Raw genomic sequence first — 13,207 nt, forward strand, 5'->3', positions numbered from 1 at the left:
CTTCGCAAGGCGCGGTAAACCCATCCCTGGGCGCTACATTTGCCATCCCTGGCAAATGACCCTTGCTCCGACCTGCCCCCAGCGCCCCTCAGCGATTCCAGTAGAGGTGGTGCTACATTCCCGGCAAAAGTTGACCCTTTTGCTGGGGTTTGTGGATAATGGGGGGTCTATTCACCCGCAGGAGCGCGTCCATGAGCGGAGCCGAATCCTTCGAGCCAGCCTCCTTTACTCCCAAGCCCATGCTGCTCTCCGAGGGGGCCCAGCGACGCCTGCGCGCCCTGATCTCCGAGGAAGGCAATGACCACCTCAAGCTGCGGGTCTATGTCACCGGCGGCGGCTGCTCGGGGTTCCAGTACGGCTTCGACTTCGCCGAAGAGAGCGGCGATGACGACACCCTGATCGATTTCGACGGCGTGAGCATGGTCGTGGATCCCCTCTCCTATCAATACCTGGTGGGCTCCACGGTAGACTACGAGGAGGGCCTGGCCGGCGCCCGCTTCGTGGTCAGGAACCCCAATGCCACCAGCACCTGCGGCTGCGGCGCCTCCTTTATGGTGTGAGCCCTCACCAACCACGAGCCACGAAAACCCCTCCCGCGCCCCCGGCCGGGAGGGTTTTTTATGCCCGCTTGACGCTTTCTCCTTATCTCGTCATGTTGAATAGGTGTGTTCCATCAATAAACGGAATAACGGGGAACCCGATGAACAAGCTACAACATGCCTCTCTCGCCGCCGCCCTGGGCGCCGGCCTCGCCTTCTCCACCACTGCCTTAGCCGAGCTGCCGCAGGTCACGGTGGTCACCGACCCCAGCTTCGTGCCCTTCGAGATGATGGATACCGAGACCGGCGAAATGGTCGGCTTCGATATGGACATCATCAACGAGGTGGCCGAGCGGGCCGGCTTCGAGGTGGATCTCACCACCATGGAATTCAACGGCATCATCCCGGCGGTACAGACCGGCAGCCAGGAGATCGCCATCGCCGGCGTGACCATCACCGAGGAACGCGCCGAGATCGTCGACTTCTCCGATCCCTACTACGATTCCGGCCTGCGCATCATGGTCCGCGCCGATAACGACAGCGTCGAGACCCTCGAGGACCTGGCAGGCCTGACCGTGGCCACCAAGATCGGCTCCACCAGCTATGACTTCCTCCAGGAGAACCTGGGCGAGGACGCCGAGATCACCCCCTACCCGGGCACCTCGGACATGTACATGGCGCTGCTGGGGGGCAACGTGGACGCCGCCTTCTATGACGCCCCCAACGTGGGCTACTTCGCCCAGACCCGCGGCGAAGGCCGCACCCAAGTGGTCGGCCCCCTCTACGAGGGCCAGCAGTACGGCATCGTCTTCCACAAGGGCAGCCAGTGGGTCGAGCCGGTCAACCAGGCGCTGGCCGAGATGCGCGAGGACGGCACCTACGACGAGATCTACACCAAGTGGTTCGGTGAGGCGCCCAGCGAGGAGTAATCCGCGACCTTGTTAACGCCGTCGGGGGCGACCCGGCGGCACCACCGGCGGGGCCGGGCGGCCATGCCACCCGGCCCCGCGCCGTTTCCGTGAATCGGAGAGACGCTCGTGGAAGTCACCTTTCAATTCGACTGGGCGGCGGCCTTCGGGTCCATTCCCCATCTGCTGCCCGGCATCCCCTGGACCCTGCTGATCTCCTTCGGCGGCCTGGCCATCGGCTTCGTGATCGGCATCGTCTTCGGGCTGATGCGCATCAGCCCCTCCCGCTGGCTGCGCCTGCCCGCCATCCTCTATATCGAGGTGTTTCGCGGCACTCCCATCCTGGTGCAGGTGCTGTTTATCTTCTATGGCCTGCCCCAGCTGCTGGGTGGCCCCATCAATGCCCTGACCGCCGGTATCGCCGCCATCGCGGTCAACTCCGGGGCCTATATCTCCGAGGTGGTACGCGGCGGGGTGCAGTCCATCGAGCGCGGCCAGCGTGAGGCCTCGCTGTCCCTGGGCCTGTCGCGCACCCAGGCCTTCCGCTATGTCATCTGGCCCCAGGCCTTCCGGCGCATGATCCCGCCGCTGGGCAACCAGGGCATCATCAGCATCAAGGACACCTCGCTGTTCTCGGTGATCGGCGTCGGCGAGTTGGTTCGCCAGGGGCAGATCTATATCGCCACCACCTTCACCGCCCTCGAGGTCTATCTGATGGTGGCCCTGCTCTACCTGGCCATCACCTGGAGCCTCTCCCTGCTGCTGCGCCAGCTGGAGCGCCGCGGCCTGGCCGGACAATAAGGGATCCCTTTCATGACCAAGCACGAGTCCCAACCCATCGTGCGCATGCAGAAGCTCAACAAGCATTTCGGCAGCCTGCATGTGCTCAAGAACATCGACCTGGAGGTGGTGCCCGGCGAGGTGGTGGTGATCATCGGCGCCAGTGGTTCCGGCAAGTCGACCCTGATTCGCTGCATCAATGGCCTGGAGGAATTCCAGGACGGCCATATCGTGGTGGATGGACACAGCCTGGTCCCCCATGGCAAGAGCGCCAAGGCCCTGCAGCGCATCCGCACCGAGGTAGGCATGGTGTTCCAGCAGTTCAACCTCTTCCCCCACCTCTCGGTACGCGACAACATCACCCTGGCGCCCCTCAAGGTACGTGGCCTCGAGCGTGCCCAGGCCACGCAGAGCGCCGAACGCCTGCTGGATCGGGTCGGCATCCGCGATCAGGCCGACAAGTACCCCAGCCAGCTCTCCGGCGGCCAGCAGCAGCGGGTGGCCCTGGCCCGCGCCCTGGCCATGGAGCCGCGGCTGATGCTCTTCGACGAGCCCACCTCGGCCCTGGATCCGGAGATGATCGGCGAGGTGCTGGACGCCATGCGCGAGCTGGCCCGGGAGGGCATGACCATGATCATCGTCACCCATGAGATGGGGTTCGCCCGGGAGGTGGCCGACCGGGTCATCTATATCCACCAGGGGGAGATCGCCGAAGAGGCGCCTCCCGAACGGATCTTCGATGATCCCCAGGACGAACGTACCCGCGGCTTCCTGGCTCGGGTCCTTAAGCACTAGCACCCGGCTATTCCGGGCATTTCCCCCACGAAAAAAGGGCCTGTCGGCTTATCGACAGGCCCTTTTTTCGCCTGTGGACAAGTTTTTTTCGTTAACGCCGTCAGGGCCCGCCATGCCTGGTGCTCCGCGCGATTGATGCCCTGTTGACCGTCGCGGGTGCAAGTACGGTAGCCGCCGGTGGACAAGCGGTGCGAAAATCGCGCTGTGCATAACCCGGGGTTTCATCCACAGGCTCGACGCCGGATGTCCGCAGGCCCCTACGAGCTTCTCCTTGTCTTCGTCAACAAAGCATCCTGTTGATAAAAAAGCGGTTTGTTCGGTTATCCCCGGATTTTGTCCACACCAATAGTCACTACATCAACAGAACTTCTTCTTTATCTCTCTTCTTTTATAACTAGTTAGCCAGTGAGGGGAGGGAAAGGCGATGGGCTTGTGCAAAACCCCTGACGGTTACCCACAGGGGGTTTATACTGTGCGGCTGATTTTCAGCTCCGAGCTCTACTACGGCGCCGCCGGCGCCATTCGAGGTGCAACGTGGATTACCCCGACCGCTTTGACGTCATCGTCATCGGCGGTGGCCATGCGGGAACCGAAGCCGCCCTGGCCTCCGCCCGCATGGGCTGTCAGACCCTGCTGCTGACCCATAACATCGAGACCCTGGGCCAGATGTCCTGCAATCCCGCCATCGGCGGGATCGGCAAGAGCCACCTGGTCAAGGAGATCGATGCCCTGGGCGGCGCCATGGCCCTGGCCACGGACCTGGGCGGTATCCAGTTCCGGGTACTCAATGCCCGCAAGGGGCCGGCGGTGCGGGCGACCCGGGCCCAGGCGGACCGGGTGCGCTACAAGGCGGCGATCCGCGGCCTGCTGGAGAACCAGCCCAACCTGACGCTCTTCCAGCAGGCCGCCGGCGATCTGCTTGTGGATAACGACACCGTGCGCGGTGTGGTCACCGAGACCGGCATCCGCTTCCACGCCGAGAGCGTGGTGCTGTGTACCGGCACCTTCCTCGGCGGGGTGATCCATATCGGCCTCGACCGGAGCCGCGGCGGCCGCGCCGGGGATCCGCCCTCCAATGCCCTGGCGGAGCGCCTGCGCGCCCTGCCCTTCAACGTGGCCCGACTGAAGACCGGGACCCCGCCGCGGATCGATGCCAAGAGCGTCGACTTCTCGGTGCTGGAGGCCCAGCCCGGCGATACCCCGACCCCGGTGATGTCCTACCTGGGCAGCCGCGAGATGCACCCGCGCCAGGTGGATTGCCATATCGCCCATACCAACGAGCGCACCCACGAGATCATCCTCGCCAACCTGGATCGCTCGCCCATGTACTCCGGGGTGATCGAGAGTGCCGGGCCGCGCTACTGCCCCTCCATCGAGGACAAGGTGCATCGCTTCGCCGACAAGGCGAGCCACCAGGTGTTCGTCGAACCGGAGGGCCTGGATACCCACGAGCTCTACCCCAACGGCATCTCCACCTCGCTGCCCTTCGATGTGCAGCTGCAGGTGGTGCGTTCCATCCAGGGCCTGGAAAACGCCCATATCACCCGGCCCGGCTATGCCATCGAGTACGACTTCTTCGATCCCCGGGACCTGAAACACTCCCTGGAAACGAAGTTTATCCACAACCTCTTCTTCGCCGGGCAGATCAACGGCACCACCGGCTACGAGGAGGCCGGCGCCCAGGGCCTGCTGGCGGGGCTCAATGCCGCCCGCCGCGCCAAGGGGCTCGAGGCCTGGTGGCCGCGCCGCGACGAGGCCTACCTGGGGGTCCTGGTGGATGACCTGATCACCCTCGGCACCCAGGAGCCCTACCGCATGTTCACCTCCCGGGCCGAGTACCGGCTGCTGCTGCGGGAAGATAACGCCGACCTGCGACTCACCGAGACCGGCCGCGACCTGGGCCTGGTGGACGATGCCCGCTGGGCCGCCTTCGCCACCAAGCGCGAGGCGATCGAGCGCGAGAGCGCCCGCTTCCGGGCCAACTGGGTGCAGCCGGGTAGCGCGGCCGCCGAGCGCCTGGCGGAGAAGACCGGCACCCCCCTGCCCCGCGAATACAACCTGATGGACCTGCTCAAGCGACCGGAGCTGGAGTACGCCGACCTGGCCGGCCTGCCGGGGGTCGAGGGCGAGCCGGTGGAGGACGCCGCTGTGGCCGAGCAGGTGCAGATCCAGGCCAAGTACCAGGGTTATATCGATCGCCAGCAGGCCGAGATCGACAAGCTCAAGCGCTTCGAGGGCACCCGCCTGCCGACGGATCTCGACTTCGACCGGGTCGAGGGACTCTCCAACGAGATTCGCCAGAAGCTCGCCGAGGCACGCCCGGCGACCCTGGCCCAGGCGGGACGCATCTCCGGGGTGACCCCGGCGGCGGTCTCCATCCTGCTGATCCACCTCAAGAAGCATCGTCTGCTTCAGGAGAGCCAGGCGGTGAATCAATGACTCAGACGATCACACCGGGCATCGCGGGCCGGCTCGATCGGGGGCTCGCACAACTGAACGTCGCCGTCAGTGAGGCCCAGCGGGACCAGTTGCTGGCCCTGCTGGCGCTGTTGCACAAGTGGAACCGCGCCTATAACCTCACCGCGGTACGCGATCCACTGGCCATGGTCTCCCGCCACCTGCTCGACAGCGCCGCGGTATTGCCCTGGGTGCGTGGGCCGCGCCTGCTCGACGTGGGCGCCGGCCCCGGCCTGCCCGGCCTGGTGCTGGCGATATTGGTGCCGGAACTCGAGGTGAGCCTGCTCGACAGCAATGGCAAGAAGGTACGCTTTCAACGCCAGGCCGTGCTGGAATTGGGGCTGAGCAATGTCACCCCGGTGCAGGCCCGGGTCGAGGCCCACCGCGATACGCCCTTCGATCAGCTGATCTCCCGGGCCTTCGCCAGCCTGGCCGATTTCGTTACCCTCACCGAGGGCCTGCTGGCCGAGGGCGGCGAGTGGCTGGCCATGAAGGGGCCCGCCGCCGACGAGGAGCTGGAGGCGCTCCCCCCGGGGATTCGGCTTGAGGCTCGCCATGAGCTCCAGGTGCCCTTCGACGAGAGCCAGCGGCAGCTGCTGATCCTGCAGCGCCACCCGACCACCTAGGCCGCCTGTCGGGCGGGCCGTCAGACGCAAGGAAGTCGCTCGTGACCAAGATCATCGCCTTGACCAACCAGAAGGGCGGCGTGGGCAAGACCACCACGGCGGTCAACCTGGCCGCCAGCCTGGCCGCCCTGGATCGCCGGGTGCTGCTGGTGGACCTCGATCCCCAGGGGCACGCCACCATGGGCAGCGGCGTCGACAAGCATGAGCTGGAGGGCAGCGTCCTGGAGGTGCTGCTGGGGGACAAGGGCGCCGCCGAGGTGATCCTCGACTGTCCCGAGGCGGGCTATGGGCTGCTGCCCGGCAATGGCGACCTGACCGCCGCCGAGGTGAATCTGCTCGAGAAGGACGAGGGTCGCGAGCGTTGCCTGCTGGATGCCATCGGCCCGGTGGCCGGCGAGTATGACGTGGTGCTGATCGATTGCCCGCCGTCGCTGAGCATGCTCACCGTCAATGCCCTGACCGCCGCCGATGGGGTGCTGATCCCGTTGCAGTGCGAGTTCTATGCCCTGGAGGGGCTCTCGGCGCTGCTCGACACCGTCGACCAGATCAAGGAGAGTGTCAATCCGAGCCTGGCCATCTTCGGTATCCTGCGCACCATGTTCGACGCCCGCAACGGCCTGACCCGGGACGTCAGCAAGCAGCTGCTCGACTACTTCGGCGAGACCCTGCTCAAGACCGCCATCCCGCGTAACGTGAGGGTGGCCGAGGCCCCCAGCCATGGCCTGCCGGTGACCAAGTATGCGCGCTTCTCCCGGGGCAGCCAGGCCTATCGGGTGCTGGCCAAGGAACTGATTCGTCGCCTGTCGTTGTGAGGAAACGCCGATGACCCGTAAACGTGCCCTGGGCCGCGGCCTGGATGCCCTGATCGGCGCCGGTGCCCGCCGCCGCGAACTGCTGGACGAGAGTGCCGAGTCCGTCGAGCTCAATGGCGCCGAGCCCGACCTCGACGCCGCCGCCGGCGAGCGCCTCGAGCGGCTGCCCCTGGGCCAACTGACCCGGGGCAAGTATCAGCCGCGCCGGGATATCCAGCCCGAGGCCCTGGAGGAGCTGGCCGACTCGATCCGCGCCCAGGGGGTGATGCAGCCCATCGTGGTGCGCCCGATCGGCGACAAGCGTTACGAGATCATCGCCGGCGAGCGGCGCTGGCGCGCCGCCCAGCTCGCCGAGCTGGACGTGATCCCCGCCGTGGTCCGCGAGGTCAGCGACCAGGTCGCCCTGGCCCTGGCGCTGATCGAGAATATCCAGCGCGAGAACCTCAACCCGGTGGAGGAGGCCATGGCCCTCAAGCGGTTGCTCGAGGAGTTCGAGCTGACCCAGCAGCAGGTCGCCGATGCGGTGGGCAAGTCCCGGGCCCAGGTGGCCAACCTGCTGCGCCTGCTGGCCCTGGACCCGGAGGTGCAGACGTTGCTGGAGCGGGGCGACCTGGACATGGGCCATGCCCGTGCCCTGCTGGCCCTCTCCGGCGCCAAGCAGCGCCAGGCCGCTCATGAGGTGGTCAACAAGGACCTCACGGTGCGCGATACCGAGGCGCTGGTGAAGCGCCTGGTCAACGGCGAACCGACCAAACCCCAGCGCGAGGCCCCCTCCGCCGACGTGGCACGCCTGGAGACCCAGCTCGGCGAGCTGCTCGGCGCGCCGGTCAAGATCCAGCATGGCCGTAGCGGCAAGGGGCGCTTGACCATCCGCTACACCAGTCTCGATGAGCTGGATGGGATCCTCGGGCATATTCGCTGACTTTCTTAGCAGGCTACTTTTCACCAAGTCTCGGCTTTTGGTCGTAAGCTGTCGCAAAATCGCGCAAAATCGATCCGGCTTTGGTTGAAGCCGCCATGGCGCTTCCCTATAATCCGCGGTGGTTTGCCCGGCCACCGGGAAATGGCCCGAGGGCCGACGATTCGGGCCATCGGCGGCAGTCAATAAAAGGGCGTTTCATGCATAGGGCCGCGCAGTCTCGGCGTCGATCACTCCGTATTGGCGGCCTGATAGGGGCCCAGCTGCTGGTCGCAGTCGTCCTGGTCGTGCTCTCCGCCCTGCTGTCGGGAGGCGGCGCGGCGCTGTCTGCCCTGAGTGGTGCCGGCATCTGTGTGATGGGCAACGCCTATTTCCTGTGGCGGGCCTCGCGTATCCGCGGGGGCCGTCAACCGCGCCGCATGGTCAATAACTTCTATCGTGCGGCGGCGGGAAAGTTCGGTTTGACGGTGGCATTGTTCGTGGTGGTCTTCGTGCTGGTGCCCCCCTCAAACCCGGCTTTATTTTTTGGCGCATATGTGGCGACCCAATTCGCGCACTGGCTGGCTCCCTGGCTGCTGCGCAAACGGTCGACCCCCTGAACCTGAGGTAAGCAACGTATGGCAGCAGGTAGCGAAGTCACGGCGACTTACTATATACAGCACCACTTGCAGAACCTGACCTTCGGCAAGCACCCGGAGAATGGCTGGTCCCTGGCGCACAGCTCCGAGGAAGCGGTGGAGATGGGCTTCTGGGCCATCCACCTGGACACCATGGGCTGGTCCATCGCCATGGGCGCCCTGTTCATTTGGCTGTTCCGCAAGGCGGGCCGCCTGGCCACCACCGGGGTGCCCGGCACCCTGCAGAACCTGATCGAGATGGTGGTGGAGTTCGTCGAGAACACCGTGCGCAGCGCCTTCCATGGCAAGAACCCGGTGATCGCGCCCCTGGCCCTGACCCTGTTCGTCTGGATCTTCCTGATGAACCTGCTCAAGCTGATTCCGGTGGACTATGTTCCCGAGCTGTTCGCGCGCCTGGGCATCGGCTACATGAAGATGGTGCCCACCACCGATCCCAATGCCACCCTGGGCATGGCGCTGGGCGTCTTCCTGTTGATCATCTACTACAGCCTCAAGGTCAAGGGCGTGGGCGGCTTCGCCAAGGAGCTCTCCCTGACGCCGTTCAATCACTGGCTGCTGATCCCCTTCAACCTGCTGCTGGAAATCATCGGCCTGCTGGTCAAGCCGCTGGGCCTCGGCCTGCGACTCTTCGGCAACATGTTTGCCGGTGAGGTGATCTTTATCCTGATCGCGCTGCTGCCCTTCTGGATCATGTGGACACTCAATGTGCCCTGGGCCATCTTCCACATTCTGGTCATTACCCTGCAGGCCTTTATCTTCACGGTGCTGTCGGTGGTGTACCTGAACGCGGCCCACGAGCACCACTGAGTCGAATCGACCAAGTAACACCCTTAACCCCTTGTAACTCAACTTGAAACTAGGAGTACTACCATGGAACTCGTTTACATCGCTGCTTCTCTGATGATCGGTCTGGGCGCCCTGGGTACCGGTATCGGTTTCGCCCTGCTGGGCGGCAAGCTGCTCGAATCCACCGCGCGTCAGCCGGAGCTGGGCGACCAGCTGCAGACCAAGACCTTCCTGATGGCTGGCCTGCTGGACGCCGTGCCGATGATCGGTGTCGGTATCGCGATGTACCTGATCTTCGTTGTCGCCGGTTAACGATATGCATACCGGGCGCCCTGCGCTCGGTTTGCTTGTTTCCGGTCGCCACGAATTAGTCAGAGGTACATCCCTGTGAATATCAACATGACGCTTATCGGACAGACGATCGCCTTCGCGATCTTTGTCTGGTTTTGCATTAAGTATGTGTGGCCGCCGATCAGCAACGCGCTCCATGAGCGTCAGAAGAAGATCGCCGATGGCCTGGATGCCGCCAGCCGTGCCTCTCGTGACCTCGAGCTGGCCCAGGAACAGGCCGCGGAAACCCTGCGTGAGAGCAAGCAGCAGGCTACCGAGATCCTCGAGCAGGCCAACAAGCGCGCCAATCAGATGATCGAAGAGGCTCGCGAGCAGGCCCGTGCCGAGGGCGAACGCCTGGTGACCAGCGCCCGCAGCGAGATCGAGCAGGAAGTCCATCGCGCCAAGGACGAACTGCGCGCCCAGGTCTCTTCCCTGGCCCTGGTCGGTGCCGAGCGTGTCCTGGAAGCCTCCATCGACGAGAAGGCCCATCGCGAGATGCTCGACAAGCTCGCGGCCGAACTGTGAGGAGGTGATCCATGGCGGAAACGTCAACCGTCGCCCGGCCCTATGCCAAGGCGGCGTTCGAGTACGCACGTGATCATCAGGCGCTGTCGACCTGGGCCGAGTGGCTCGCCAAGCTGGGCCAGGTCGTCGCCACCCGCGACGCCAAGAGCCTGCTGGCCAGCCCCAGGCTCACCCCGAGCCGCAAGGTCGAGGTACTGATCGAGCTGGCCGAGGTCGAGGCGGACGAGGGCCAGCGCAACCTGTTGGCCAGCCTGGCCGACCAGGGGCGCCTGGCGATCCTCGACGCCATCGCCGAGCAGTTCGAGCGGCTGCGCGCCGATCAGGAGCAGCGCGTCGATGTGACCGTGGTCTCGGCCTTCAAGCTCGACGCCAAGCAGCAGCAGAAGCTCGCCAAGGCACTCAAGAAGCGCCTGAATCGCGAAATCTCCATTACCACTCAGGTGGACTCATCGCTTCTCGGTGGCGTCATCCTGCGTGCCGGTGACACCGTGATCGACGGTTCCGCACGCGGTCGACTGAACCGCCTCCGTGAGACACTTTCCGCCTGAGTCTGAGGGACATGGCATGCAGCAACTGAATCCTTCCGAGATCAGCGACATCATCAAGCAGCGTATCGAAAAGCTGGATGTCGCATCCGAAGCCCGCAATGAGGGCACCATCGTCAGCGTCTCCGACGGCATCGTGAAGATTCACGGCCTGGCCGAGGCGATGTTCGGTGAAATGATCGAATTCCCCGGCGGCATCTACGGCATGGTGCTCAACCTCGAGCGCGACTCCGTGGGCGCCGTGGTGCTGGGCGACTACCTGCAGCTGGAAGAGGGCATGACCGCCCAGTGCACCGGCCGCATCCTCGAGGTGCCGGTGGGTCCCGAGCTGATCGGCCGCGTGGTCGATCCGCTGGGTAACCCCATCGATGGCAAGGGCGAGGTGGGCGCCAAGCTCACCGACGCGGTGGAAAAGGTCGCCCCGGGCGTCATCACCCGTCAGTCCGTGGACCAGCCGATCCAGACCGGCCTCAAGTCCATCGACGCCATGGTGCCGATCGGCCGCGGCCAGCGTGAGCTGATCATCGGTGACCGCCAGATCGGTAAGTCGGCCATCGCCGTCGACACCATCATCAACCAGAAGGGCAAGGGCGTCACCTGCATCTACGTGGCCATCGGTCAGAAGCAGTCGACCATCGCCAACGTGGTGCGCAAGCTGGAAGAGCACGGTGCCATGGAGCACACCATCGTGGTCGCTTCCGGTGCCGCCGACCCGGCCCCGATGCAGTTCCTGGCCCCCTACGCCGGCTGCACCATGGGTGAGTACTTCCGCGACCGCGGCCAGGACGCCCTGATCGTCTATGACGACCTCACCAAGCAGGCCTGGGCCTATCGTCAGGTCTCCCTGCTGCTGCGCCGTCCGCCGGGCCGCGAAGCCTACCCGGGTGACGTCTTCTACCTCCACTCGCGTCTGCTCGAGCGCGCCGCGCGCGTCAACGCCGACTACGTGGAGAAGTTCACCAACGGCGAAGTGAAAGGCCAGACCGGTTCCCTGACCGCGCTGCCGATCATCGAGACCCAGGGTGGCGACGTCTCCGCCTTCGTTCCGACCAACGTGATCTCCATCACCGACGGTCAGATCTTCCTGGAGACCGACCTCTTCAACTCGGGGATCCGTCCGGCCATCAACGCCGGCCTGTCGGTCTCCCGTGTCGGTGGTTCCGCCCAGACCAAGATCATCAAGAAGCTCGGCGGCGGCGTGCGTCTGGCCCTGGCCCAGTACCGCGAACTGGCGGCCTTCTCGCAGTTCGCTTCCGACCTGGACGAGGCCACCCGCAAGCAGCTGGAGCATGGTCAGCGCGTCACCGAGCTGATGAAGCAGCTGCAGTACTCGCCGATGTCCGTGGCCGAGATGGCGCTGACCCTGTATGCCGCCAACGAAGGCTTCCTGGATGACGTCGACGTCAGCAAGGTGCTGGACTTCGAGCGTGCCCTGCACGACTACATGAAGGCCGAACACGCCGAGCTGCTCGAGAAGATCAACCAGACCGGCGGCTACGATGACGAGATCCAGAGCGGTTTGAAGGCGGGTCTCGAGAAGTTCAAGGCCACTCAGAGCTGGTAACGCCACTGGCCCATCCCGGCTTCCGGGGTGGGCCCTGGAGCTTTCTGAGGGCCACGAACGAAAGGTAGATCGCTATGGCAGCTGCAAAAGAGATTCGCACCCAGATCGGGAGCATCAAGAATACGCAGAAGATCACCAGCGCCATGGAAATGGTCGCTGCGTCGAAGATGCGTAAAGCACAAGATCTGATGAAGGCCAGCCAGCCTTACGCCAAGCAGATCCGCAACGTCGTGAGCCATATCGCCGACGCCAACCCCGAGTACAAGCACGACTACATGGTCGAGCGCGAGGTGAAGCGGGTCGGTTATATCGTCGTCTCCACCGACCGCGGCCTGTGTGGCGGCCTGAACGTCAACCTGTTCAAGGCCGTGATCCAGGACGCCAAGGTGTGGCGAGAGCAGGGCGCGGAGATCGATTTCTGCGCCCTGGGCTCCAAGGCCGGCAGCTTCTTCCGCAACTACGGGGGCAACCTCGTCGCGGCGAAGAGCGGCCTCGGGGAGAGTCCCGAGGTCAAGGATCTGATCGGTAGCGTCAAGGTGATGCTGGAAGCCTATGACGAGGGGCGTCTCGATCGCCTCTGCGTGGTGTCCAACGAGTTCGTCAACACCATGACGCAGAAGCCGGTCGTGCGCCAGTTGCTGCCCCTCTCCCCGGAGATCGGGAACGGGCACAACGCAGAACAGTCGCGTCCCGGAAGCTGGGACTACCTGTATGAGCCGGACCCCAAGGTGCTGTTGGATAGCCTGCTGACGCGGTTCATCGAATCGCAGGTCTATCAGGCGGTGGTGGAAAACGCGGCCTGTGAACAGGCGGCGCGGATGATCGCCATGAAGAACGCCACCGACAATGCCGGCGGACTGATCGACGACCTGGAGATGGTCTACAACAAGGCCCGCCAGGCCGCCATCACCCAGGAAATCTCCGAGATCGTCGGCGGCGCCGCCGCCGTATAGCACCACGGAGGGTGAGCGAGCATGGGC

General features: G+C 64.7%; 15 protein-coding genes. All 15 read left to right on the top strand.

The features are described 5' to 3' along the window. The first annotated feature begins 191 nt into the window (after positions 1-191). The 15 genes from erpA to atpG all read left to right on the top strand — a co-directional run bounded on the left by erpA (position 192) and on the right by atpG (position 13,180). Entirely contained in the window at positions 192-560 is a 369-nt protein-coding gene (gene erpA, locus ACZ5EF_RS19900; RefSeq protein WP_379729603.1) for an iron-sulfur cluster insertion protein ErpA, read from the top strand. Positions 561-700: 140 nt separating this feature from the next. Next, positions 701-1,468 carry a transporter substrate-binding domain-containing protein gene (locus ACZ5EF_RS19905; RefSeq protein WP_346060831.1) on the top strand — a complete coding sequence of 256 codons (768 nt, stop codon included), beginning with the start codon at positions 701-703 and terminating at the stop codon, positions 1,466-1,468. Positions 1,469-1,576: 108 nt separating this feature from the next. Then, positions 1,577-2,248, top strand: a complete 672-nt coding sequence (locus tag ACZ5EF_RS19910) for an amino acid ABC transporter permease (RefSeq protein WP_346060830.1) — start codon at positions 1,577-1,579, stop codon at positions 2,246-2,248. 12 nt (positions 2,249-2,260) lie between these two features. Beyond that, positions 2,261-3,022, top strand: a complete 762-nt coding sequence (locus ACZ5EF_RS19915) for an amino acid ABC transporter ATP-binding protein (protein WP_346060829.1) — start codon at positions 2,261-2,263, stop codon at positions 3,020-3,022. Between the two features lie 534 nt (positions 3,023-3,556). Continuing rightward, complete coding sequence (gene mnmG / locus ACZ5EF_RS19920; RefSeq protein ID WP_346060828.1) at positions 3,557-5,461, top strand: tRNA uridine-5-carboxymethylaminomethyl(34) synthesis enzyme MnmG; 1,905 nt, start codon at positions 3,557-3,559, stop codon at positions 5,459-5,461. Next, on the top strand, positions 5,458-6,105 hold the full coding sequence (gene rsmG / locus ACZ5EF_RS19925; RefSeq protein WP_346060827.1) for a 16S rRNA (guanine(527)-N(7))-methyltransferase RsmG: 648 nt from the start codon (positions 5,458-5,460) through the stop codon (positions 6,103-6,105). Before mnmG ends, rsmG begins: the two co-directional genes overlap by 4 nt. 41 nt (positions 6,106-6,146) lie before the next feature. Beyond that, entirely contained in the window at positions 6,147-6,917 is a 771-nt protein-coding gene (locus ACZ5EF_RS19930; protein WP_346060826.1) for a ParA family protein, read from the top strand. Between the two features lie 10 nt (positions 6,918-6,927). Beyond that, positions 6,928-7,839, top strand: coding sequence for a ParB/RepB/Spo0J family partition protein (locus ACZ5EF_RS19935; protein ID WP_346060825.1), 912 nt, complete (start codon positions 6,928-6,930; stop codon positions 7,837-7,839). A gap of 197 nt (positions 7,840-8,036) precedes the next feature. Continuing rightward, positions 8,037-8,435: an ATP synthase subunit I gene (locus ACZ5EF_RS19940; RefSeq protein ID WP_346060824.1), complete on the top strand. Its 399-nt coding sequence runs from the start codon at positions 8,037-8,039 to the stop codon at positions 8,433-8,435. 18 nt (positions 8,436-8,453) lie between these two features. Further along, on the top strand, positions 8,454-9,281 hold the full coding sequence (gene atpB / locus ACZ5EF_RS19945; RefSeq protein WP_346060823.1) for a F0F1 ATP synthase subunit A: 828 nt from the start codon (positions 8,454-8,456) through the stop codon (positions 9,279-9,281). 63 nt (positions 9,282-9,344) lie between these two features. Then, positions 9,345-9,572: a F0F1 ATP synthase subunit C gene (atpE, locus tag ACZ5EF_RS19950; RefSeq protein ID WP_110284402.1), complete on the top strand. Its 228-nt coding sequence runs from the start codon at positions 9,345-9,347 to the stop codon at positions 9,570-9,572. A 75-nt stretch (positions 9,573-9,647) separates the two neighbouring features. Further along, positions 9,648-10,118 carry a F0F1 ATP synthase subunit B gene (locus tag ACZ5EF_RS19955; RefSeq protein ID WP_346060822.1) on the top strand — a complete coding sequence of 157 codons (471 nt, stop codon included), beginning with the start codon at positions 9,648-9,650 and terminating at the stop codon, positions 10,116-10,118. 11 nt (positions 10,119-10,129) lie between these two features. Continuing rightward, a complete protein-coding gene (locus tag ACZ5EF_RS19960; protein WP_346060821.1) occupies positions 10,130-10,666 on the top strand; it encodes a F0F1 ATP synthase subunit delta in 537 nt (178 codons plus the stop codon). 16 nt (positions 10,667-10,682) lie between these two features. Further along, complete coding sequence (atpA, locus tag ACZ5EF_RS19965) at positions 10,683-12,227, top strand: F0F1 ATP synthase subunit alpha (protein WP_346060820.1); 1,545 nt, start codon at positions 10,683-10,685, stop codon at positions 12,225-12,227. A 74-nt stretch (positions 12,228-12,301) separates the two neighbouring features. Then, positions 12,302-13,180 carry a F0F1 ATP synthase subunit gamma gene (gene atpG / locus ACZ5EF_RS19970; RefSeq protein ID WP_346060819.1) on the top strand — a complete coding sequence of 293 codons (879 nt, stop codon included), beginning with the start codon at positions 12,302-12,304 and terminating at the stop codon, positions 13,178-13,180. Positions 13,181-13,207 lie beyond the last annotated feature (27 nt).

The sequence above is a fragment of the Bisbaumannia salifodinae genome, assembly GCF_055388505.1.